This is a genomic window from Natrinema hispanicum, assembly GCF_004217335.1.
Taxonomy (GTDB): Archaea; Halobacteriota; Halobacteria; order Halobacteriales; family Natrialbaceae; genus Natrinema; species Natrinema hispanicum.
Genome location: NZ_SHMP01000003.1, coordinates 377,602 through 399,419, shown reverse-complemented (window position 1 = coordinate 399,419; position 21,818 = coordinate 377,602). Strand labels below are relative to the sequence as shown.

The following is a 21,818-nucleotide window of genomic DNA, read 5'->3' as shown; positions in this document are numbered from 1 at the left end:
TTTAGCTGTCTTCGTCCTCTTCCATCAGGTCGATACCGATTGCGCGTTTGATCTGCTCGCGCAGGCCGCCGCCACCGGTGCCGCTCCCGATCGTGACGACGACTGGCTCGACGCTCGTTTCGACCTCCTGGCGAACGTTACGCGACAGGTGCTCGAGGTCGCCGTCGTGCATGACGACGATCCCGACGCCCTCGTCTTCGAGGGCCGCTGTCGCGGCGTCGTCTAGCTGTTCGTCTTTCTCGTCGTCCGGCACGTTCTCGAAGCGACTGACCCCCGCGAGGCGGAAGCCGGTCGTAAACTCCGGACTGCCGACGACTGCGATTTCCTGGCTCATAGCACCACCAGTTCCTCTTCGATCTCGTTTTCGTCGAGTCCGACCTCTCGGCCCCGTGCGATGGCACGGATGTTCTCGACCTCGCGTTCTTTCGCGAGGATGTACGACAACACGGCCGAAACCGAGGTCGGGTAGATGCTCGAGAGCGTATCCGAGTACTCGAGTAACGCAGCGTCTAGTGCGTGCTCGAACTGGATAAGGCTGTCAGCATCGCGCAACTGATCGAGCGCCTCCGAGAGGCGGTCGCCGTAGCGGCGGTCCTCGGAGATGTGATCGACGAGCGCGTCGTAGTCGCCGACGAGCCGGTTGAGATCGGACTCGTCGAACAGGACGCCACCGTCGATGTAGTACGCCGCAGGGTCGAGGTCGGCACCACTGCGGGCAAGCCGAAACGCGTTCCGGGCGTTCCGGAAGTCGATCTCGGCTTGCAGGAACTCGATATAGTTCGCGACTGGGCCTTCCTGTGGCTCGTCGCCCGCTCCGCGGGAGAGGTCTTCGAGCAAGTTCTCGTAGAACTCCCGGTCTAAGGCGTTCTCGAGGGGGACGAGCGCGCCCGTCTCCTCGTATTCCTCGAAGGCCTCGGTCAGTGCCTCGTAGTACATCGTGCCGTAGAGCACTTCGATCGCGTCCTCGATCGTGTCGGTCTCGAGGAGGCGATCGATCGTCCGGTCGTCGAGTTCGCCGGCGCGGATGAGGTCCGTGCGGATCTCTTCGGGATCGCTGTCGGTGTAGATCCCGCGGAAGATCGTCTTCAGGTTCCAGACGTCGAACTTCCGGAGGTACCGAGCGATGAGGTCGTAGAGTTTCCCCTGCGACCAGTCGATCATATCCTCGAAGTGCTTTGCGAGATTGCGGTTGAGCGCGTACTCGATCAGGTCGACGCCCGAAAAGCGCGTTCCGAGCTCGTTGATCTCGCGTTCGTACTCGGTCTCCTCCATGAACCGCGCGATCTCGCTCGGCCCCATCCGGATCAGCTTGCGGTAGTCTTCGTCCGAGAACAGCGAGGCTCGGCGTGACCGGACGCGAGCGTTCACGTATTCCGGATTTGAGGCACCTGCGCTCATTGCTCGAAGAGTCGGTTGCTGATCTCCTGAAGGTTGTCTTCCCACACGTCCTCGAGAACCGAGTCGAACGTGTTGTTGACTCGGACACGGGACTGCTCGCTCTCGACGACGACGCCGCCGAGACAGTCGACGTCACCGGCGTACTCGTAGCCGTCGTACTCGTCGACGATCGACTCGAGCAGCGCCTGGTCGTCGCTACGACCGTAGACGCTGACGTCGTCGTCCGCGTCGAACTCGTCGCTTGCGGCCTCGAGCAGTTCGCGGGTCAGTTCCTCGCGAGTGTCGCCTTCGAGGGCGGCGAGTTCGTCCTCGACTGCCTCGTTGACCTCTCCGAGGACGTCACGGCGCGCCTCCAGGCGCTTCTGTTTCGCCTCCAGCTTCGCACTGGAGAGACGCTGTTCGCGGAGTTGATCGATCTCGCGCTCAACTTCCGCTTCCGCGTCGGCGAGGATTTCCTCGGCGTCTGTCTCAGCGGCCGATTCGATCTCCTCGGCGCGCGTTTCGCCCTCAGCGCGGATGTCCTCCGCACGCGCGTTGGCCTCTTCTCGAATGTCTTTGACGACTGTGTCCAAACTCATTGGTGAAGAAGGGGGGTTGCTTTTAGACGATGAAGACGACGACCAGGGCCAGGATCACGAGCGTCTCTGGGAGGACGGTCATGATCAGACCTGGAACGAACATGTCGTCGTCTTCAGCGATTGCGCCGACTGCTGCCGCGCCGATACCACGCTCGGCGTAGCCCGCCGCGAGCGCCGCGAGGCCGACAGCGATTGCCGCTGCGCCAGAGTTTTCGAGGGTTGGTCCGGCCGCCTGTGCCGCCTGCAGTGCGATGTCAAGTTCACTCATTGTTAGTAGTCCTCAGTGTGGTTTCGATCGGTTCCGAACGGTTCGTAGTTCTCCCCACCGCCTTCATAAAACTTGTTAAAGAATTCGACGTACTCGAGACGAACGGCCTGTAAGCCGGCGCTTGTCACGCCAAGTGCTAGCACGACCACGTGTCCGAGTACGAGAATCACAAGTCCGCCGAGTAGGGCAGCAGTGCCCGAGTGCATGAGGCCGTTGAAGACGACCTCAGCACCCTCGCCGTAGTGTTCGGCGACGTAGCTCGGCTCGTGCGTTCGAAGGAAGTGGAACTCGCCGTTGGGGTCCTCGTACGCGCCGAAGAACAGCAGGTTGACCACGAACGCCATACCGGCCTTCGCGAGCAACACTGCGCCCATCCGGGTGTACGAGAAGACGTTCACGACGACGTCGAGCGCTTCGACGGCCTCGACGGGTTCGCTGACGATCAGCATCACGAGGCCGATCAGGAACATGAGCAGCGGTGCTGTCAGCTCGAACCCGAGTCCTGGGACGGTGAACAGTCCCAGTCCGGAGAACCCAGTGAAGCCAATCGGGAACGGTCCGCCGCTTGCGAACGTCTCGTACAGGAAGTCCGGCTTCGCGGCCTCGCCCTGGGTCGAGAAGATCCAGATCCAGATGCCGTTGAGCATCAGGATCCACGATCCGCTGTGGAACAGGGCATCCTTGAAGCCGTGGCTAAGGTTCTCGAAGAAGTCCAGGATGTATCCAATGTTGAGGTGGAGAATCCCGGCCAGCACGCTAATGACCATCCAGCCAAGCGCGAAGTCGGCGGCTGCCGGCTCGAGTCCCTTGTTCAGCGGCAGCAGTTCGACGTTGCTCCAGACGACTGCGCCCAGGACGTGCAGGCCGAAGATTTCGCCGTACACGAACCCGAAGATGGTCGTGAACAGACCAGCCCAGACGGCGACACCGCCGAGACTGGAGATCGCGTCGTTGTCGACCTGCGTTACCATGTAGCCCCCGATGGCCATGTAGATGATGCCGTAGCCGGCGTCACCGATCATGAACCCGAAGAACAACGGGAACGTCAGGAACAGGAAGATCGTCGGATCGAACTCGCTGTATTTCGGCATGCTGACTGCCTGCACCAGCACTTCGAACGGCTTTGCCGGACCCGGATTGTCCTGTACCGTCGGCGGCTCGTCGCCCATCGTGACCGTCGATCCGCCGTCAGTAACTGCCTTCTGCTGCTGCTCGTCCGCGTCGGCGGGCGATTCGTCTTCGTCGGCCGCCGACTGCGTGCCCTCCAGATCCGTTTCAGTGTGGGCGTGTGCGCCGTGGCGGTCGTAATCGGCCCGCTCGAGTTCTTCGATCTCGACGCTGTCGCCGACCGCGTCGCTCAACGCAGCGACGAGTCGGTCGTAGTCGCCGGTCGGGATCCAGCCTTCCGCGACGAACGCGCGATCGGTCGTCGCGAACTGCAGCGGCGCTTCCGCCTGCTGAACCTCCATCGTGAGGTGTTCTTCGACGCGAAGGAGGAAGTCGGCTTCCGCCTGCTTGATCTCCTCGAGCTCCGTGTCGAGTTCGTCACGTCGGGTCTCGAGGGACTGCTTTTCATCCTCGAGATCGGCGACGTACGCCTCGGGGCTCTGTTCGGTCTCGGGCACCCCGTGGCGGGTGACGTCGACGCCGACGAGCGCGTCGTCGATCGGAGCCTCACCGGCGTCTTCGGTGGGTGCGGCGACGACCGCCACGACGTCACCACCGGTGAACGTCTCGAAGGTCCGAATCTCGTCGGACGCGCTGACGGCTTCGTCGATTGCGTCGACGTTGCCTTCAACGACGGCGACGTCGACCGATTCGTACCCCGACAGCAAGTCGAGGTCGATGCCCAGTTCGGCAAAGGGCGCGACGCGGTCGATCTTCTCGTCGACCTGCCGCAGTTCGTTGGTGAGCTCGCCGCGGCGATCGTCGAGTTCGTTGACCCGCGTGCGGATCTCCTCGAGTCGCTCTTCCCAGCCCTCGTCGATGCTCCCTGGTTCGGCGTCGTCGGCCGACACGTCCAGGGTGCTCTCGAGGGCGCGGACGGTCACCAGCTTCTCGGATGCCTGATCGGCACCGGCGATGGGGTTACCGTTGTCGAACCCCTCCCATGAGCCGTCATAGTCCGAGAGATGTACCAGGTTCAGTCCGTGGATCGTCTCGATGACCGTGGGCATAACGCCCCGGGAACCGGTCACCGAGACCTTGCTCATCCGTTCAGGTCTGAGCATGGACGTCCTCCTGGAACAGTTCGACGACGTGGTCGGTCACTTCGTCGACCCGGTTTCGGGCGCGCTCGGCGAGTGCCGCGCGCTCCTGTTCGCCTTCTTCGAGGACCTGCTCGCATTCCGCATCGATCTCTTCGCGAGCCTCCTCCAGGCGGCGCTCCTTGAGCTCCTGCGCCTCCTGTTCCGCTTCTGTGCGAATTTCCTCGGCACGTTTCCGGGCCTCGGCTATTCGCTCGTCGCGGTCGTTTTCTGCCAGTGCGACGATCTCGTCGGCCTCGTCTTCGGCCGACTGAATTCGTTCGAGAACCTCTGGCCTCGGCATACTCTAAGCAATCAGACGTTTGCCAGAGCGTGTATATGGTAGTTGCGAAAGTGACTCAGTGGCTGTCGTTCTCGAATATCTGGTAATCCCCTATTAGTCGCATCTCATAGCGCCGAGAACAGCAGACATATGTCGATCGGATCGAAATCGATTACTAATGGGACTTCTCGAGAACAAGGCCCGTGCCCGACTGTTTTATAAGTACCTCTCGCGGGTCTACGATCAGGTGAACCCCTTCATCTGGACCGAGGAGATGCGCGACGATGCCCTCTCCCTGCTCGATATCGAGGAGGAGATGACCGTCCTCGACGTCGGCTGTGGGACCGGCTTCGCGACCGAGGGGCTGCTCGAGCACGTCGACGAGGTCTACGCGCTCGACCAGAGCGAACACCAGCTCGCACAGGCCTACGAGAAGTTCGGCAAACGCGCGCCGCCGGTGAACTTCCACCGTGGCGACGCCGAACGACTCCCGTTTGCGACCGACACGTTCGATGTCGTCTGGTCGTCGGGTTCGATCGAGTACTGGCCGAACCCGATCCTTGCGCTCCGGGAATTCCGCCGCGTCCTCAAACCCGGTGGGCAGGTGCTCGTCGTCGGCCCGAACTATCCCGATAACGTCGTCAGTCAACTGCTCGCTGACTCGATCATGCTCTTCTATGACGAGTACGAGGCCGATCAGATGTTCAAGACCGCTGGCTTCGAGGACGTCAAACACGCCTTTATGGGCCCATCGTACGATCCCGACGTCGCGATCACGACGATCGGCCGCGCGCCGGAATAGCGGCGCTTAGCTCGCTGTCGTCTCGAGTGTCGCTACCTGTCGATCGTCGACGACGAGCGTGACGGTGACCGAATCGCCTGTTGTAAGCGTCGGCCTGTTCGTCCCCGCGATCGAAACGCCGGCGCGCTCCCCTGCTGTCCACGTCGAATCGCTTTTCGCATTGAACGGGCCGTCGGGCGCACCATCGAACCCGCGCGCGCCGACGAACGGAACCGGCGGTTGTGCGGTCAGCTCCGTGCCGTTGATTGCGATCGTCACCGACAGCGTCTCGACGTCGATGTCATCTCCTGCGCGGTGTTCGATCACGATCGCGGCGCTGTCGCCGTCAGCCGAGAGTTCGAACGTCGCGGTTGGGCCGGCTGGCTCGAGCGCCCACGCACCAGCACCAACGGCGACGATCGATGCCAGACAGACGGTCAGCGCTAGCAGCAGGATGATACCAAGACCCTGGCTGATACCGCGCGACCTGCTCTTGGCGATCGTGCTGGGCTCTTTGTTCGCCATCACGACCGTCTGGCCGCGTATTACCGTATAAAGGTCCGCTTGCCCGTCGACCGGGCGCTGGTCGGCACCACTAGCTATTCGAAACGGGGACGGTGACGTTGGATCCCGTCGGCCGCTCTACCGTGAGTTCGTATCCGCCACTGGGTGGGACATACCAGAGGCTGCCATCCGCGTTCGTTTCGCCGACGTCGAAGTCGCTGATCGTGATCGGTGCTGTAACTGGCTCGCCGGTCTCTCGGTTGGTTACAGTCACTTTCCGCGGGCCGTTTGCGGCCGTCTTGTCGACGACGATTTCGAGCCCGTCTTTCTGCCACTCTTGTTGCCGAACCGGTGGCAAGATCTCTGGGATCAGTGTCTGTAGCTCACGATGAATGTCTCCTGTTCCGCCATCAAGGTACGCTTTGAGCTGGCCTTGCTCGTGGGAGATGTCGATCTGGTACAGCTGTGCCGTCGTGTATTCGCTCACCGATGGTGACTGCCCCGTATCGTACGCCCAGGGATAGAGGTCATCGCTGTGCCCGTATGCCTCCGGGAGATTGGCGAACTGGGTCGACATCGATGTATCCCGGTTGTCGAATCGGGTCGCTTCGCGGAGGTAGTCCTCGTCGAGGGTCTCGAGAACGTATCCGCTCTCGGATGTCTCGACGGAGATATACTCGATTGCTCCGTTTCCATACGCGCTCGACCAAAGCTGGCCGCGGATTTGGGTGCGATGCATCTTGAGTTTGTCTTGCTGGTCTGCAACCGATAGTGAACTCCCAGAAACACGATCCGACCGCTCTTCGAGTGTATCGAACGCTTCGGAGAGGGCTGCTGCTTCCTGATAATTTCGGAGCAACGTTTTCAGCAATTGTCTACTCGAGAGGTCCCCAGCAGCGTGTGCTCTCACCGCCTGCTTTTCGCGTTCCCTGAGTGTATTCGAGCGGTCTTTCAGCCGGTCGTATGTGGTTTGGAGCAATGCACGCCGTTCTTCGGTGGTTGCATTGTTGAACTGTCGATCGAGCGTGACGTACTGGGTGTGATCGATCCGAAGCTCATCGTCCGTGCTCGCGAGCGCGACACCAAGGTCAGGGCCGTACTCGGCGTACTCGCTTCTGGCTGCTCCCTCGAGCGAGAGCCGGTTCGTCGTATTCGACACTGGCTGGAGCCCGGAGTCGGCCGGGTCGATAGCCGCTACCTCATGCTGAACCGACATCGTTGCGGGTGCACCTGCTGAAGATCCGGATGTCACCATCCCTGGGACGACAGCCAGGGATGAGACGAGAAGTAATGCGAGGAGGGGCGGAATCGAGCGGTTCATCGTCGAATCGTAACCTCTCCTGATACAAAAACTGGTCGCACTGCTATTGACCCACGAGGCTGAGAAATGAACGTGCCCTAATCATGTATTGACACTGAATTAGAAGCGCTCTCCGTCCTCGAGCCGCTTCGCTTCCGCTGGTAACGCTTTATTTTTCGATGGAAAGTGTTTTTTCCCCCGGGAAACCACCCGTTGATACGCATGCGGGTATCCACCGCCATCACAGTTGCCCTCTCAGCCCTCCTGGTGGCGTCTTTCCTCGGGACGGTGGTCGCTATACCGGGTGCAGCCGCTTCCCCCGCGCTTGAACAGACGGCTGCAGGTTCCGATCGGTCCCGTGTATCATTGGACCACGTCGCGTCTCCCCTTTCGAGTGATTCTCACGCGTTGTCAGTCGATCAGTCAGTATCGGTTCCCACTGCAGTACAGTCGACTGGTTCGACTCCGGAAGCGACGCCAAAGCAGGTCATTCGGCTCACCGTTCGCGATAATGGGGACGTTCGATGGACAATCGAAAGTCGGTTTCTCCTGACGAACGAGAGCGAAGCTGATTCGTTTCGAGCGTATGCCGACCAGGTCACGGCCGGCGAGCGAACTGTTGGGCTCTCACCCGAGCAGTTCGAACGCTTCCGTCAGATCGCTCAACGGGAAACCGGTCGCGAGATGTCGATCAAAGACACCCAGTGGGACGAACCGCGCATCATTGAGCCACCGGCCGACGGTGACGGCAGCGATGAATCAAAGTCCACCACCGAGAACGCCCGGATCGGGGTGATCTCCTATTCGTTTACCTGGACCAACTTTGCGACCGTCGACGGTGATCGAATCCACTTCGGTGATGCGTTTCAGACGGATGATGGAACGTGGATGGGACTGACCGCAGGACAGCGTCTCGTCGTCGAAACACCACCTCAATACGCCCTCGAGACGCCGACATCGCTCACCTGGGATGGTCCCTATGAGTTTACCGCCGACGAACTCGAGATCGTGTTCGTTCGGACCGGAACCCTTCCGTCGTCGATGTCTGGCTGGCTGATCGGGGGTATCCTCGTGCTCATCGCTACCATCGGAACCGGTGGCTACCTGTTGGCGAAACGTGACGGCAGGACCGAGCTTCCGATCCCGATCGATCGACTGCCGTTGCCCGAACGGCTCGGGTTCAGCGACCGCGATACCGACGAGCACGCTGCTCCAGCGACGGAGACCGCCAGCAGGTCCGAGTCCGTATCCGGATCTGGGGACTCTCTGGCCGGCTCGGAGTCAGCTGACGGGGCCGTCGCAGGAGAAAACGATGCTGACCGTGGTCGCGGAACCAGTCTCGAGTTCGAGGATGCCACCCATCAGGATGTCGACCCCGAGCTGTTAAGCGACGAGGAGCGTGTCCTCCGTCTCCTCAAACAAAACGGCGGCCGGATGAAACAGGCGTCGATCGTTTCGGAGACCGGCTGGTCGAACGCCAAGGTCTCGCAGTTGCTGTCGAAGATGGACGACGATGACGAAATCGAGAAACTCCGCATCGGACGGGAGAATCTCATCACGTTGCCTGGCGTCGATCTGACTAATTTCGACTGATCGACCGGATCGTTACCATCCGGGGCCGATACTTAGCTCTCGGTTGACTCCGAATCGGTGGCGGTCGAATTCGAACCGTCGGCGCTCGTATCCGGAGTGTACTGAATCTCTGTGCCAACCGAGGCGTAGATGTCGTCCCAGTCTTTGTCTTCGTCCATCAGGAAGACTTCGACGGTCAGCGGGCCCGCGCCGAATTCTTCGATCCCTGCCGGTCGAACGTCGATGTGGAACGTCCCGTTTTCGTCCATCCTAACCTCGTCCGTTCGTTCGATAATCTTCCGGTTGTCCTCGCCTTCGTTGATCTTGACGAAGAAGTACGGCTCGCCCTCTAAGTCGCCGTGTTCAGCCGGATCAACGTCTTCCATGCTGGTGTTGGCGACGACCTCGAGGTTGAAGTTCGAGTATCCGTCACCGCTTTCTGCGGGCACTTTGTCGACGAACGTGACGGACTCGATTCGGTCCTCGCGTTTGTCTTCCAGCGGCCGATTCGGCTCTTCGGGCGGATACCACGCTGCATCGGTGGTGTCATCGCTACGATCCGTGCTCGTGTCGTCCTCGGTTCCGTTCGGTTCGGCAGTCGAAGTGGTGTTCGCATCGGCGGATCCGTCTGTGGCTGGTTCGGTCACTGACTTCGTATCGGTCTCGTTTGCCGGTTCACCGGCTGGGGTACCCCCGAGGGCACTACACCCGGAGAGGGCCACAAGCAGTGCAACGGCGACAACTGCGGCGTTTCGGAATTGCATCGTAGTCACGTCTTCTGGGACAGCGCCATTACTACAGCCTCGATAAGCGGCTGCCACTCGATCGACGGCGAACGGATCGGAAACGGACTGGAACGACCGTTTTCGGGTGTTGTACGCTGCGGGACGGTCGTTATACGGTGCAAAAGACCGCGCGCTTACCCTGTTCGTTCCCGATCAGGCCGGCGGCGTCCGCTCGACGACCTACCACGTACACCGTTTTCCGCTCGAGTTCGTTCGACGCACTCTCGCGCAAAAATCTGCACCAAAAACCGCTTGTGGTCCCTACGCTAACGGCGTCCGCTCGACGACTTGTCCGTCATAGGTCGGATACTGCTCGACGATCTCACCGTCCTCGAGATCGCCTTCTTCGATCATCTCCTCTAAGAGCCACCAGGCGACCTCGACGTGGTTCGTCTTGACTGTGTAGAACTCCTCGGGGACACCAAGCGCCTCGAAGCGTTCAGGATCGGCATAGGTCTTCCCGTAGACGAGCGTGCCGTCGTCGGTGATGTCGTCGAACTCGCGGCGGACGTTGCGGGCCATGCGTTTCAGGCGGCGGCGGTGCTGGGCTGCGTCCTTGAACACGGAGGTACAGAAGTAGACTCGCTCGTGGTCGCCCATGACCTCGAGGATGTCCTCGCGGTCGCCGTCGACGGCGCTCATGTGGTCCTCCTTGAGTTCGTACCCCTGTTCCTGCATCCGACGGTAGTTCCCGTCGCTCATCTCGAACTCGTTGACGTTACAGAACTCCGCTGCGCCTTCATCGAGGAATTCGAGGAACTCCTCCTCGGCGCGGATGCCGGGGATCTCGAAGGCGGGCGTGAGCCCTTCTTCGCGAGCGATATAGAGGATCTCTTCCCATTCGGTGCCATGGAGGTCACCCCACTGTTCGTAGGGCGGGTGGAAGCGAATCTCGTCTAAGCCCGCTTCGGAAAGCCGGCGCATGTTCTCGCGACCCCCGGTGATCCCGGTGTAGAGGTGGGTGTGGTGGTCCTCGCCGAACTCGTCTTTGAGGAGCTCGAGGTAGTGACAGGTCCGCCCCAGCGCCTCCTGGGGTTCGCCGCCAGTGATCGATGTGCCGAGTGCGTCCATTCGGTGGGCTTCGGTGAGGACGTCCTCGTCGCTTTCGACGAGCCGTTCGTTGGCGTAGACGTCGGTGACGTTTTTACGATTCTCGCCAAGCGGGCAGTAAAAGCAGTCGCGCTGGTCGCAGTAGCCGTAGACGAACAGCACCATCTTCCCCCCTTTCGCGCACTGCTCACAGCCCTTCGAGATCATTCGGACAAACGTACCCGTCCGAGCCTCAAAAGGGGTACGAATCCACGTCGTCGCTGTGCCCCGTTGATCCGTCTCGTGGGTCGACCCGTTCGAGTGTCTCGATGCGATCCGACGCCCATCGGACACGGACTGGGATGGTCCGTCCCAGAAGACGGAAATAGCGCGGTGTGCAACTATGAGCCGATGCTGCTGGTCCTCTGTGTCGACCTCGACGACGATCTCGGCCGCAAGACCGGCTTTTCGACGCCGGTCATCGGTCGCGACCCAGTCGAGGAGGCGGCCGTCGCCCTCGCGACCGCGGACCCGGAGGACTCGGACGTCAACGTCATCTTCCAGGGATTGCATATCTACGACGATCTCGCCGAACGCGACGAGAGCGTCGAGGTCGCCGTCGTCACCGGCAACGATCAGGGCGACGTTAGTGCCAACCGCGAGGTCGGTGACGAGGTCGATACCGTCCTCGCGAGTCTCTCGACTGGCGAAGACGTCACTGCGCTCGTGATCACCGACGGTGCACAGGACGAATCCGTTATCCCGATCATCCGCTCGCGGGTCCCCATCGACGGCGTCCGGCGGGTCGTCGTCCGGCAGGCCCAGAACTTAGAGTCGATGTACTACACGATCAAGCAAGTGCTCGACGACCCCGAGACGCGCGGGACGGTCCTCATCCCGCTTGGCATTCTCCTATTGATCTACCCGCTCGCGCTGGTCGGAGCCGTCCTGAACCTCCCAGGAATGGTGTTGGGAACGACGTCGACACTGCTTGGGCTATATCTCATCTCACGTGGACTTGGCCTTGGTGACCGGCTCGATACAGCCGTCGAACGCGCGCGCCGATCGCTATACGCCGGCCGGACGACCCTGTTTGCGTACGTCGTCGCCGCCGCTCTGTTCGTCCTTGGTGGCGTCAGTGGACGCGACAGTCTCGCAGCCATCCGGGCGTCGTCCGGTGGCGACCTCGAGGCTCCGGTCATCCTCGCCGCGCTCGTCTATGGCTCGATCCACTGGTTTGCCGCGGCGGGACTGACGACCAGTCTCGGTCAGATCACTGACGAGTACATTGCTGGCTCGCTCGAGTGGCGGTATCTCAACGCACCCTTCTACGTGCTTTCGATCGCGGTCGTCCTTCATGCGGTGAGCGCGTTCTTCCTCGGGACTGTCGAGATGACGTATCTCGCGGTGGCGCTGACCGCAGGGACGGTGCTAGGAATTATAAGCACACTCACGTTTGCTGTCGCAGAATCACGACTATCCGACACGGAGCACGAGGAGGGAACGAAACAGGCTGAGCGAGTCTGACGAGTTGTGTTACCGTTCACGTTGAACGACGAACTCCGCGAGTTCGAGGAGATACTGTCGGGCGTCGGAATCAGCGACCTCGACGCGATCTAAGGCGTCGATCGCGCGGTCGGCTTCCCGCCGGGCGGCGGCGTTGGCCTCGTCCGGCGTGAGATCAGTCACCTGCACGACCGACGGCCGCTCGAGAGCAGCGTCGTGGCCGGTCGGTTTGCCGAGGGCCTCGGGATCGGCGACGGCGTCTAACACGTCGTCTCTGATCTGGAAGGCAACGCCGACCCGTTCTGCGTATTCACCCAGTGCATCGACGGTGACGGGGTCGGAGTCGGCAGCGATCGCCCCGAGCTCCGCTGCGGCTCGGAACAGTGCGCCGGTCTTCCGACGCGCGAGCGTCATGTACTCGTCTTCGTTGGCTGGCTTGGCTGCCAGTTCGGTCGCCTCGCCGACGCCAAGTTCGACCATCGCCTCGGCGACGACGCGCGTCGCGTCCGGATCGGGCGAAAAGAGCGCGAACGCCTCCCCCAGTAAGCCGTCGCTGGTGATAATCGCCGGGCCGTGACCGAACTCTGCCCAGGTGCTAGTCGTCCCGCGTCGCAGTTCGGAGCGATCGATGATGTCGTCGATGACAAGCGACGCCGTATGGACGAGTTCGATACCGACGCCGAACTCGACGGCGTCCTCTGCCCGTCCACCCACCGTTTCGCAGGCCAACAGCGTCACCATCGGCCGGACGCGTTTCCCCCCGGAGAGCGCGATATGGCGAACTTCGTTGGAGAGCGTCTCGGGCTCGACCCCTTCGACCACCTCGACGAGGCGCTTTTCGATCAGTGCCCGTCGGCGCTCCAGCAGTTCCATCAACCGCGCTTAGGAGTGGGTAGAAAAGTAGCTGACGGATCCGAAACGAAATTTTTGCACGATTAGTGGCCTCTACGAAAGATACCGATCAAAAACACCGGAAAAGCGCAGCTCTGCCAAGCCCTCGTTCACTCCGTTCACGAGGACAATAGCTTACTCGCGCTGCTCGTTCGCGGTTTGGCTACTGGAATTCGTCGATGAGTTCGGGGACGACGTGCGACCACCTTTTTTTCGCTCGGGTCGCTCACGGATTCGCGACCACTCGCGAAAAATCTGGATCAAAAAGCCGCACACTCGCGATGCTCGTTCGCGATACAGTTACTGGAATTCGTCGATGAGTTCGGGGACGACATCGAAGAGGTCGTCGACGATCGCGTAGTCGGCAATGTCCATGATCGGCGCGTTGGGGTCGGTGTTGATCGCGACGATCGTATCGGAGCCTTTCATGCCAGCGACGTGCTGGACGGCACCCGAGATACCGATCGCGATGTAGACGTCGGGCGTGACGACCTTCCCCGACTGGCCGACCTGACGGTTCTTCGGCAGCCAGCCGTTGTCGACGATCGGGCGCGAGGACGACAGCGTCGCGTCGAGTGCGTCAGCCAGTTCACGGATCATCTCGAGGTTCTCCTCTTCTTCGATCCCGCGGCCGACCGACACCAGCAGGTCGGCCTCGCTGATATCGACGTCGCCGCCGCCGACTTCCTCGAAGCCGGTGACGGTCGAGCCGACTGTCTCCTCGTCGATGTCGACATCGAAGGCCTCGATCGCGGCGTCGCCGGTGCCCTCGGCGGCGGGCCACTCGGCACCGCGGATCGTCACGACGGCGTCGCCCTCGAGTTCGGTGGTCGTCTCGACCTTGCCGCCGTACATCTCGCGGGTGGCAACGAGGGTCTCGCCGTCGGCCTCGAGATCGACGGTGTCGGTGACGACCGGCAGGTCGAGCTCGTTCGCGACGGCGGGCGCGTAATCGAGTCCGTTGACGCTGTTGGGCGTCACGACGTACTGTGGGGCGAGTTCGTCGTAGAGCTGCGTGACCGCTTGTGCGTAGACGTCGTGGTTGAACTCCTCGCCGTGGTCGACGGTGTGGATCGCGTTGACGCCGTCGCGGTTGAGTTTGTCCGCGAAGTCGTCGACGGTGCCGCTGATGACCGCCAGATGGAGGTCGCCGCCGGTTTCGTCGGCGAGTTCACGGCCGGCGGTGATGAGCTCGTAGCTGACATCGCGGAGGTCTCCGCGGCGGTGGTCCGCGACTGCGAGGACGTCGCTCATTGTGCCACCCCCTTCTCGCGGAGCAGTTCACCGAGCTCCCCGGCCGTCTCTTCAGCACCGCCCTCCCAGGTCGTCACGTCGCTTTCGCTTTCGGGCTCGTACATGTCGGTCAGCTCGAGTTCGGTTTCGATCGCGCTCTCGTCGACGCCGATGTCGGCGAGCGTCTGGACGTCGAGTTCCTTGCGCTGGGCCTGCCGAATGCCCCGCAGGCTCGCATACCGGGGCTCGTTGATCCCCGTCTGGATCGTCAGCACTGCCGGAAGCTCGATGTCGGTCAGCTCTTCGACGCCGCCCTCGAGTTCGCGTCGCACGGAGGCGACGCCGTCCTCGAAATCGTGTTCTAAGTGATTGACGACGGCACCCCACTGGAAGCCGAGCTGTTCGGCGACCGAAACGCCGGTCGCGCCGAAGCTGTCGTCGCCAGCCTGGACGCCGGACAGTACGAGGTCAGGCTCTTCGGCCTCGATGACGGCGCTCAGGATTTCGGTCTTGGCGTTGACGTCGAGTAAGTCGACGTCCGCTAAGGCGTCGTCCCAGACGCGGACGGCACGGTCTGCGCCCTTCGCGAGTGCCTGCCGGATGGTCTGTTCACAGTCTTCCGGGCCGATGGTGACCGCGACGACTTCGTCGGCGATTCCGTCTTCTTGGAGCTGGACGGCCTCTTCGATCGCGTAGTCGTCCCACTCGTTCAAGTCGGCACCGAGGTACTTGCCCGCGATTTCGGTTCCTTCGATTTCGAACTCGTCTTCGACGGTCGCCACCTCTTTGACCGTAACGAGAATTTTCATCATGGGATAGTGCAACGCCCACCCCGTAAACCTTTTCGAAATCGGAAGCTATTCACCCCCTGTTTAGCTACCATATTTTAATAATTATTCGCGCTGAGTTAGATCTGCTTTCACTGTCCCTATTGTTTGCTACCAGCGTTTTGTTCGTCTCCCGTCACCGTCTCGAAGACGGAAACGGTTTAACACCGCCGCCAGTAGTACTGTGCATGGCAGACTGTCCACTCGCCGACGACTGCCCGGAGTTCTCCGAACGGATCTCGGGTATGGGATGCCAACACTACGGCGACCGGGGTGGCAAGGAGTGGTGTAACCACTACAACCAGCCGATCGAGGATCTCAAAACCCAGCCGGTCAAGGCAGGCGAGGAGGTCGTCATCGACGTCGTCGACATGCACGAAAGCGGTGCCGGCGTCGGCCGAACCGAGGACGGGTTCATCGTGATGGTCGACGGCGTCCTGCCGGAAGCGCGCGCTCGCGTCGAAATTACGCGGGTCCACAGCAATCACGCCCGAGCAGAGGAACTCGAGCTCTTGCCGATGGAACCCGACGAAGACGAGGACGACGAGTCCGCAACGGCAGACGACATCGATGACGAAGCCGAAGCCGAAGCCGATGGCGATCGCTCGCCCGACCGTGAGCGACTCGGTAGCCGCGAAAACTTCTGGGGCTCCTAGCGTCTCGAGTGGACAGTCGACGCGGGTCGTGGCGAGTCCGGACAGGACGAGACAGCCGCTGACACGGCTGACGGCATCGACATCTCGATTGAAGTCGTCGCCGACCCGACCGACCGCACGGTGGCGGCCGTTCTCGTCGCGACCACCGTGCTTGTCGCTGTAATATTCTTTGCGCGAGAGAATCCGACTGGTCGTGGTCGCGAACACGGTCTCGGCTCTCCTGGACCGCTTCAGGTAACGTTTTCTCGACGAGCGTGTGATACGTGTTCATGGAACGGCTCTCGCTGTCGAACGCTGCGTTCGAAGGTGATAACAACGCATATCTGTTCGCGGATGGCTCGACGGTGACGCTGATCGATACCGGCGATTGGATGGCGACGACTCGCGAACAACTCGAGACAGCACTTTCCCAGCACGGCCTCGGGCTAGCGGATATCGACCGGATTCTGCTGACTCACTGGCACCACGACCACTGCGGGCTGGCCGGCGAGATTCAGGCTGAAAGCGGCGCTGACGTGTACGTCCACGCCGCCGACGCGGCGCTCGTCGAGGGCGACGAAGCGGCCTGGAACGCGATGGACGACCGTTACCGGCAGTACTTCGAAGAGTGGGGAATGCCCGAAGACAAACAGGCAGCCCTTCGCGAGCGGTTGACCGACGGCGAGACGACCGTCGAGACGCCGACGGTCACCACGTTCGAGGATGGCGAGACGTTCTCGGTCACCGACATCGACCTCGAGGTCGTTCACACCTCCGGCCATGCCGCCGGGCTCTGTATGTTCGAGGCAGCCATCGACGGCGAGCGCCAGGTCTTTGCCGGCGATGCACTGTTGCCAGTCTATACGCCCAACGTCGGCGGTGCAGACGTCCGCGTCGACCGACCGCTCGAGAAGTATCTCCGTGCGCTACAGGGAATCGTCGACGCCGACTACGACCGCGCGTGGCCGGGACATCGGACGCCGATCGATGACCCGGCTGGTCGTGCTCAGTACATCATCGAACACCACGAGGAGCGCTCCTGGCGGGTCCTCGACGCGCTGGACCGACGCGGCCCCTGTGATACGTGGACCGTCAGCGCCGACCTATTCGGAGACCTCGAGGACATTCACATCCTCCACGGACCCGGCGAGGCTTACGCGCACCTCGAGCACCTAGCGCGCGAGGGGACCGTCGTCAGAGAGGGAACCGAGTATCGCCTCGCTGATGGCGTCGCCGATACGCTTGCCGACCTCGAGGAGGAGCGCTGGCCGCTCGAGTACTGAGCCGGTGTCAGTGGTCCGAACGACCCCTGCGTCGCGTCTTTGGGTGCCCGCAGTTATCGATCGGTGTATCGACTCTGTTTGATGCCTGGAATCATTAACTCCATGTCGAGTTAGTAATAAGGCTGATATGGCAAGATCTCGTTTTCCTGACTGGGAGCGGTCTGTCGATTGCCGTTCTCGCCCTGACAGTGCGTGATACGACGGCGAACGTACCGCTTGGCTCGAGCGTGCTGTCAACCGAACACGACCAGCCCGTCTCCGGTCGCTCCGCCGACTAACTGTGACTGGGTTCGTTCTCCATACACCGTCGCCCGACGTTCGTCCCACCATCGTAGTCGTCCAGTGCCGGGACCGTGGAAGCTTTGATCCCGCCGACGGCTAGAGGCTACTATGGCTACGCGAGCCTGCAACGTCGGCGGAGGCGGGTCGCCGTGATCGACGAGGTTGCGGACCTCCTCGAGGAGATCGGGTTCGATCCCGAGACCAGTGTGTTGACCTACCGGCAGGCACAGGTGCTCGCGTTACGCGAACGCGACGTCTCGCAGGCCGACATCGCCGAGGCGCTGGGCACCTCTCGAGCGAACGTTTCATCGATCGAGTCAAGCGCCCGCGAGAACGTCGCGAAAGCCCGTGAGACGGTCGCGTTCGCGGAGGCGCTTCGTGCGCCGGTTCGGGTTCGCGTTCCTGCCGGAACCGACCTCTATGACGTGCCCGAACTGGTCTACGACGCCTGCGATGAGGCCGGTGTCAAGGTCGATTACACCGCACCGGATCTGATGAAGGTCGTCAGCGATGCCGCCGGCAACGCGGTTATGGGCCGACAGGTATCGACGCCGTTGATCGTCGGCGTCACGTCGGAGGGAATGGTTCGGGTCCGCCACCAGGACTGAGACGGACCTCTGTCAGTCAGTGCCCGCTCGAGATGACGTTGAGGCCCACGACCCCGACGACGATACAGCAAACAAACGCGACCCGAGCGACTGTTGCTGATTCGTCGGACAGCACGATGCCGAGCGTTGCCGTCTCGACCGCACCGATCCCCGTCCAGACAGCGTACGCGGTGCCGATCGGCAAGTTCTGAGCCGCGTGCGCGAGCAACACCATACTCAGAACGAGGCGATCGCTGTTCCAGCTGTCGGCATCGGTTTCGAGAGGCTATCGGAGTCGTCGAGACCGATCGCCCGTGCGGTTTCGAACAGTCCCGCAACGAACAGCAGCGGTCATGACATCGGTGGTATCCAGTCCGTTTTCGTCGACCGATAGTGTCGCGATTCTCGACGGCCACGGCGAGACCACCTGCCGGCTCCCCGAGAGATTTGTACGCGCCTGTCGTCGAGTCAGGCATGGACCTCGAACTCGACGACACTTCGGCGTTGGTGACAGCGTCCTCGAGCGGTCTGGGTTTTGCGAGCGCACAGGCACTCGCCGAAGAAGGCGCGAACGTCGCAATCTGTGGCCGCGACGCGGCGCGACTCGCGGACGCACGCGATGACCTCGTCGCGACGGCTTCAGGCGACGTGCTCGCGGTGCAGGCCGACCTGACTGACCCAGACGATGTCTCCCACCTCGTCCGCGAGACCGTCGACGCCTTCGGCGGCCTCGACCACCTCGTCACGTCCTCGGGCGGGCCGCCGAGTACGACCTTTCTCGAGACCGACGAGCAGGACTGGTACCAGGCCTACGACCTGCTGGTGATGAGCGTCGTCTGGACGATCGAGGAGAGCTACGAGCACCTGCTCGAGTCCGACCACGGGACGATCACCTGTATCACCTCCAGAACCGTCCGGGAAGTCGTCGACGGCCTGCTGCTGTCGAACTCGGTTCGCCGCGGCGTGATCGGCCTCGTCAAGACGATTTCCCGGGAGTTCGCACCCGAAATCCGCGCGAACGCGGTGTTGCCGGGGACGATCGAAACGGCTCGGATCGAGGAACTCATCGATGCCAGGGTCGAACGGGGAACCTACGACGACTACGAGGAGGGACTGACGGCGATGGCCGGCGACATCCCGATGAATCGCATCGGCGAGCCCCGCGAGCTCGGCGACGTCGTCGCCTTCCTCTCGAGTCCACGCGCGAGTTTCGTCACCGGAGCCGAGATTCCGATCGACGGCGGCCTGCTTCGGAGCTAGATCACCGAGGTCCGTTCGCCACGCCGACCCCTAGGACTCGCGTGTCGAACCGTAACCCACTCCCGTTCCCTCGAGCGAAGATCGGTGTGTGTACGGTCCGGTTCGATTCGTCGGCTACGTCGTGTTGCTCGTTACGCCCGCCGCGTTACTCCTTGGTGCCGTTCGCGCGCCGCCTGACCTCTCGATTGGGGTCCTGAGCGTTCCGTTCGGGGTCGCGCTCGCAGGCACTGTCGTCGCCGAGACGGAACGCCAGCGTCTCTCGAGCGTCGACGCGATCAGTCTCGATCGAACGGATACCGTCGACGCGCTCGCGGTTGCCACGGCGGCAGTCCTGACGTACGGGCTGAACGTTCACGCCGGGCTCGGGCCGGTTCGTGCCTCTGCGCTCGTCGGACTGGCCGTCGCCCTCGGACTCCCGCGAGTCGACGGCGCGGCCTACTGCGGGTCGTTCGTCGGGATGGTCTCTCCGGCCGTCCTGCCGTCGCTCGAGGGAGTCGCACTCGCGGGAACGGTCGCCGGGCTCGCGTTCGTCGCGACGGCGGACGTCTTCGGCGGTTTCGGTGGCAAATACGGCACGCTCGCACTCTTTGGCTGTCTCACGAGCGGTGCCCTGCTCGGTGCCGACTACGCCGCTGGCAGCACACTCGTCTGGGGCGTTGTACCTGCGATCGTCGCAGTCGCCGTCGTCGCAGCGGTCGCAACTGTCGTGTTGCGCACGCACGCCGGCGCGAGCGCGGTCATCGCGTCCGCAACGGTCGGGTTGGCTGCTGGTCTCGCGTTTCCCGTCTTCCTCCCCACAGTGGGGCCGACGCTGGCTGCCGTGGCTTTCTGTGCCTCGTTCGTCGGGATGTCGAGTGCCGACCGACTCGAGACCCGCGGCCAGATCGCGGGTGCCGGCCTCGTCTGTGGGCTCGTCTACGTCGTAGTCGCGCCCGCCCTCGCCGGTGCGGGCGGCAAACTCGGGACGACCGCGTTCGTCTCCTGTCTTGCGGTTGCTGGCGGACTCGAGCTGCCGACCCTCGTGCGCTCGCGCGTCGGTCGGTCGCCGCTCGGTCGATAGCGGTCGGCTCGCCGGTCAGTCCGCCGAAATCTCGCAGGTTCCCTCGTAGGCGACGTCCTCGACGGACTCGATCTCGGGGTCGTCTCCACAGACCGGACACGCCGGGTTCGACTGTACCGGCACTTCCTCGAAGGTCATGCCCATCGCGTCGTACATCAGGAGGCGGCCCTCGAGCAGATCGCCCTTCCCGATGAGGTACTTGACGACCTCGGTTGCCTGAATGCAGCCGACGGTGCCTGGGAGGACGCCGAGGACGCCCGTGGCCGCACAGTCGGGGACGGTCCCGGGTTCGGGGGCTTCGGGGAAGATACACCGGTAACACGGTGGGTCGTCGTCCCCACCGCGATCGTTGGTAAACGACGTGACCTGGCCCTCGAACCGGTAGATCGCGCCGTGGAACAGCGGCGTCTCGGTGAGCACACAGTGGTCGTTGAGCAGGTATCGGGTGGCGAAGTTGTCGCTGGCATCGAGGACGACGTCGTAGTCGGCGACCAGTTCGTCGACGTTCGACGCGGTGACGCGGGTTTGGTGGGTCTCGACGTTGATGTCGGGATTTAGCGTCGCGACGTAATCGGCTGCGCTTTCGACTTTCGGTCGGCCGACATCGTCGTCGCCGTGGACGATCTGGCGCTGCAAGTTCGAGCGTTCGACGTCGTCGTCGTCGACGATCCCCAGCCGACCGACGCCGGCTGCTGCCAGATACTGAATTGCCGGCGAGCCGAGCCCGCCAGCGCCGACGATCAGGACTGATCCCTCGAGCAGCCGCTGTTGACCGTCAGGACCGATTTCGTCCATGATGACGTGTCTCGAGTAGCGATCGAGTTGGGTGGCATCGAGGCGGAGGTCGCTCATGCCGTAGTATTCGGACGAGAGCGAGAAAAGGACGCGGGTCGTTTGACTCGCCCAGTACGTGGTAGATTGGTTGTTGTCACTTCGCCAGCATGGGCTTGTGGAGGAGGCAGTATCTTCACCGACCCAACGATTTATTACTGTGGTGTACGTTCACACACCTATGGCAACCTCACCCAATGATGCCGGTGACGACGTCATCGATCAATTCCTCGCCGATCGCGGTCACTCGGTCGAACCAGTAGGGTGGGAACAAGAGTATAACAAAAAGCAGTGTCCGGAGTGTGGCGGTCTTCACGATCCGTCCGCCAGCGCCTGTACCGTCTGTGGCTGGGAACCAGCGTCGTAAGACGTCTTTTTCGCCGGGGACACGGCACACGCTGCTGTCGTGATCCGTCCCGGCCGTCGCACTCAGTGGAACTAGCGCGCTCGCCGTCGTTTATCATGTTATATACAATATAATTATAGGTCACTACTCGTTACTGTCAATTGAACTTACTATGCCGGAATGCCAGAACTGTGGCGCGTTCGTTACCAAACGATACGCACGAGTGTTCACCCCACGCGGCGTCGACGAGCCACGCGTATGCCCAGACTGTCAGGATAAAATCCGCGACGGTGCTGATGTCCGCGAGGCGCGCTCTGCGCGCGATCCGTGAGC

Annotated in this window: 24 protein-coding genes and 1 pseudogene; 10 read left to right on the top strand and 15 right to left on the bottom strand. The window is 62.2% G+C overall.

The window, feature by feature from the left end; all coding sequences use genetic code 11:
* Position 1: 1 nt before the first annotated feature.
* The 6 genes from BDK88_RS02740 to ahaH are packed head-to-tail and all read right to left on the bottom strand — an operon-like array spanning position 2 to position 4,794.
* Positions 2 to 334: a V-type ATP synthase subunit F gene (locus BDK88_RS02740; RefSeq protein ID WP_130499063.1), complete on the bottom strand. Its 333-nt coding sequence runs from the start codon at positions 332 to 334 to the stop codon at positions 2 to 4.
* Positions 331 to 1,398: a V-type ATP synthase subunit C gene (locus BDK88_RS02735; RefSeq protein WP_130499062.1), complete on the bottom strand. Its 1,068-nt coding sequence runs from the start codon at positions 1,396 to 1,398 to the stop codon at positions 331 to 333. The genes BDK88_RS02740 and BDK88_RS02735 overlap by 4 nt, the downstream gene beginning before the upstream one ends.
* On the bottom strand, positions 1,395 to 1,976 hold the full coding sequence (locus BDK88_RS02730; RefSeq protein WP_130499061.1) for a V-type ATP synthase subunit E: 582 nt from the start codon (positions 1,974 to 1,976) through the stop codon (positions 1,395 to 1,397). Before BDK88_RS02730 ends, BDK88_RS02735 begins: the two co-directional genes overlap by 4 nt.
* Before the next feature lie 22 nt (positions 1,977 to 1,998).
* Positions 1,999 to 2,244, bottom strand: a complete 246-nt coding sequence (locus tag BDK88_RS02725; RefSeq protein WP_130499060.1) for a hypothetical protein — start codon at positions 2,242 to 2,244, stop codon at positions 1,999 to 2,001.
* A 2-nt stretch (positions 2,245 to 2,246) separates the two neighbouring features.
* Positions 2,247 to 4,475 carry a V-type ATP synthase subunit I gene (locus tag BDK88_RS02720; RefSeq protein WP_130499059.1) on the bottom strand — a complete coding sequence of 743 codons (2,229 nt, stop codon included), beginning with the start codon at positions 4,473 to 4,475 and terminating at the stop codon, positions 2,247 to 2,249.
* A complete protein-coding gene (gene ahaH, locus BDK88_RS02715; protein WP_092930519.1) occupies positions 4,462 to 4,794 on the bottom strand; it encodes an ATP synthase archaeal subunit H in 333 nt (110 codons plus the stop codon). The genes BDK88_RS02720 and ahaH overlap by 14 nt, the downstream gene beginning before the upstream one ends.
* Positions 4,795 to 4,951: 157 nt before the next feature.
* Between ahaH and BDK88_RS02710 the strand changes: the two genes are divergently transcribed.
* Entirely contained in the window at positions 4,952 to 5,575 is a 624-nt protein-coding gene (locus tag BDK88_RS02710) for a methyltransferase domain-containing protein (RefSeq protein WP_130499058.1), read from the top strand.
* A gap of 6 nt (positions 5,576 to 5,581) precedes the next feature.
* Here the strand turns inward: BDK88_RS02710 and BDK88_RS02705 are convergent, their stop codons facing one another.
* Both BDK88_RS02705 and BDK88_RS02700 read right to left on the bottom strand, forming a co-directional pair.
* Positions 5,582 to 6,079 carry a type IV pilin gene (locus BDK88_RS02705; RefSeq protein WP_130499057.1) on the bottom strand — a complete coding sequence of 166 codons (498 nt, stop codon included), beginning with the start codon at positions 6,077 to 6,079 and terminating at the stop codon, positions 5,582 to 5,584.
* A gap of 70 nt (positions 6,080 to 6,149) precedes the next feature.
* Complete coding sequence (locus BDK88_RS02700) at positions 6,150 to 7,379, bottom strand: DUF7096 domain-containing protein (RefSeq protein WP_449406694.1); 1,230 nt, start codon at positions 7,377 to 7,379, stop codon at positions 6,150 to 6,152.
* Positions 7,380 to 7,580: 201 nt separating this feature from the next.
* Here BDK88_RS02700 and BDK88_RS02695 point away from each other — a divergent pair, with 201 nt between their 5' ends.
* Positions 7,581 to 8,951, top strand: coding sequence for a helix-turn-helix transcriptional regulator (locus BDK88_RS02695; protein WP_207225245.1), 1,371 nt, complete (start codon positions 7,581 to 7,583; stop codon positions 8,949 to 8,951).
* A gap of 32 nt (positions 8,952 to 8,983) precedes the next feature.
* Here the strand turns inward: BDK88_RS02695 and BDK88_RS02690 are convergent, their stop codons facing one another.
* Together BDK88_RS02690 and BDK88_RS02685 are read right to left on the bottom strand one after the other, a co-directional pair.
* Complete coding sequence (locus BDK88_RS02690) at positions 8,984 to 9,694, bottom strand: hypothetical protein (RefSeq protein WP_130499055.1); 711 nt, start codon at positions 9,692 to 9,694, stop codon at positions 8,984 to 8,986.
* A gap of 282 nt (positions 9,695 to 9,976) precedes the next feature.
* The gene (locus BDK88_RS02685; RefSeq protein WP_130499054.1) at positions 9,977 to 10,972 is read right to left on the bottom strand and encodes a radical SAM protein; all 996 of its coding nucleotides are present in this window, start codon (positions 10,970 to 10,972) and stop codon (positions 9,977 to 9,979) included.
* A 183-nt stretch (positions 10,973 to 11,155) separates the two neighbouring features.
* On the opposite strand from BDK88_RS02685, the gene BDK88_RS02680 reads away from it, so the two are divergent.
* Positions 11,156 to 12,271 carry a DUF373 family protein gene (locus tag BDK88_RS02680; protein WP_130499053.1) on the top strand — a complete coding sequence of 372 codons (1,116 nt, stop codon included), beginning with the start codon at positions 11,156 to 11,158 and terminating at the stop codon, positions 12,269 to 12,271.
* 9 nt (positions 12,272 to 12,280) lie between these two features.
* On the opposite strand, the gene BDK88_RS02675 is transcribed toward BDK88_RS02680, so the two are convergent.
* From BDK88_RS02675 to BDK88_RS02665, 3 genes are all read right to left on the bottom strand, one after another.
* A complete protein-coding gene (locus BDK88_RS02675) occupies positions 12,281 to 13,123 on the bottom strand; it encodes a polyprenyl synthetase family protein (protein WP_130499052.1) in 843 nt (280 codons plus the stop codon).
* Positions 13,124 to 13,441: 318 nt separating this feature from the next.
* Complete coding sequence (locus BDK88_RS02670) at positions 13,442 to 14,395, bottom strand: electron transfer flavoprotein subunit alpha/FixB family protein (RefSeq protein ID WP_130499051.1); 954 nt, start codon at positions 14,393 to 14,395, stop codon at positions 13,442 to 13,444.
* Positions 14,392 to 15,183 carry an electron transfer flavoprotein subunit beta/FixA family protein gene (locus BDK88_RS02665; protein WP_130499050.1) on the bottom strand — a complete coding sequence of 264 codons (792 nt, stop codon included), beginning with the start codon at positions 15,181 to 15,183 and terminating at the stop codon, positions 14,392 to 14,394. The genes BDK88_RS02670 and BDK88_RS02665 overlap by 4 nt, the downstream gene beginning before the upstream one ends.
* Before the next feature lie 206 nt (positions 15,184 to 15,389).
* Here BDK88_RS02665 and BDK88_RS02660 point away from each other — a divergent pair, with 206 nt between their 5' ends.
* The 3 genes from BDK88_RS02660 to BDK88_RS02650 all read left to right on the top strand — a co-directional run bounded on the left by BDK88_RS02660 (position 15,390) and on the right by BDK88_RS02650 (position 18,009).
* The gene (locus tag BDK88_RS02660; RefSeq protein WP_130499049.1) at positions 15,390 to 15,857 is read left to right on the top strand and encodes a TRAM domain-containing protein; all 468 of its coding nucleotides are present in this window, start codon (positions 15,390 to 15,392) and stop codon (positions 15,855 to 15,857) included.
* Between the two features lie 269 nt (positions 15,858 to 16,126).
* Entirely contained in the window at positions 16,127 to 17,119 is a 993-nt protein-coding gene (locus BDK88_RS02655) for an MBL fold metallo-hydrolase (RefSeq protein WP_130499048.1), read from the top strand.
* Positions 17,120 to 17,550: 431 nt separating this feature from the next.
* Positions 17,551 to 18,009: a Tfx family DNA-binding protein gene (locus tag BDK88_RS02650; protein ID WP_242611595.1), complete on the top strand. Its 459-nt coding sequence runs from the start codon at positions 17,551 to 17,553 to the stop codon at positions 18,007 to 18,009.
* 16 nt (positions 18,010 to 18,025) lie between these two features.
* Here the strand turns inward: BDK88_RS02650 and BDK88_RS02645 are convergent.
* A pseudogene (locus tag BDK88_RS02645) lies at positions 18,026 to 18,336 on the bottom strand (DMT family transporter).
* A gap of 126 nt (positions 18,337 to 18,462) precedes the next feature.
* On the opposite strand from BDK88_RS02645, the gene BDK88_RS02640 reads away from it, so the two are divergent.
* Both BDK88_RS02640 and BDK88_RS02635 read left to right on the top strand, forming a co-directional pair.
* The gene (locus BDK88_RS02640; RefSeq protein ID WP_130499047.1) at positions 18,463 to 19,248 is read left to right on the top strand and encodes an SDR family oxidoreductase; all 786 of its coding nucleotides are present in this window, start codon (positions 18,463 to 18,465) and stop codon (positions 19,246 to 19,248) included.
* Between the two features lie 88 nt (positions 19,249 to 19,336).
* Positions 19,337 to 20,308 (top strand): hypothetical protein, encoded by a 972-nt coding sequence (locus tag BDK88_RS02635; RefSeq protein ID WP_130499046.1) that lies wholly within the window; start codon positions 19,337 to 19,339, stop codon positions 20,306 to 20,308.
* 15 nt (positions 20,309 to 20,323) lie between these two features.
* Here the strand turns inward: BDK88_RS02635 and ubaA are convergent, their stop codons facing one another.
* The gene (gene ubaA / locus BDK88_RS02630) at positions 20,324 to 21,160 is read right to left on the bottom strand and encodes an SAMP-activating enzyme E1 (protein WP_130499045.1); all 837 of its coding nucleotides are present in this window, start codon (positions 21,158 to 21,160) and stop codon (positions 20,324 to 20,326) included.
* A 160-nt stretch (positions 21,161 to 21,320) separates the two neighbouring features.
* On the opposite strand from ubaA, the gene BDK88_RS02625 reads away from it, so the two are divergent.
* Both BDK88_RS02625 and BDK88_RS22495 read left to right on the top strand, forming a co-directional pair.
* Positions 21,321 to 21,506, top strand: coding sequence for an HVO_0416 family zinc finger protein (locus tag BDK88_RS02625; RefSeq protein WP_083857028.1), 186 nt, complete (start codon positions 21,321 to 21,323; stop codon positions 21,504 to 21,506).
* A 151-nt stretch (positions 21,507 to 21,657) separates the two neighbouring features.
* Positions 21,658 to 21,816 (top strand): DUF7563 family protein, encoded by a 159-nt coding sequence (locus tag BDK88_RS22495; protein ID WP_449289258.1) that lies wholly within the window; start codon positions 21,658 to 21,660, stop codon positions 21,814 to 21,816.
* The last annotated feature ends 2 nt before the right edge of the window (positions 21,817 to 21,818 follow it).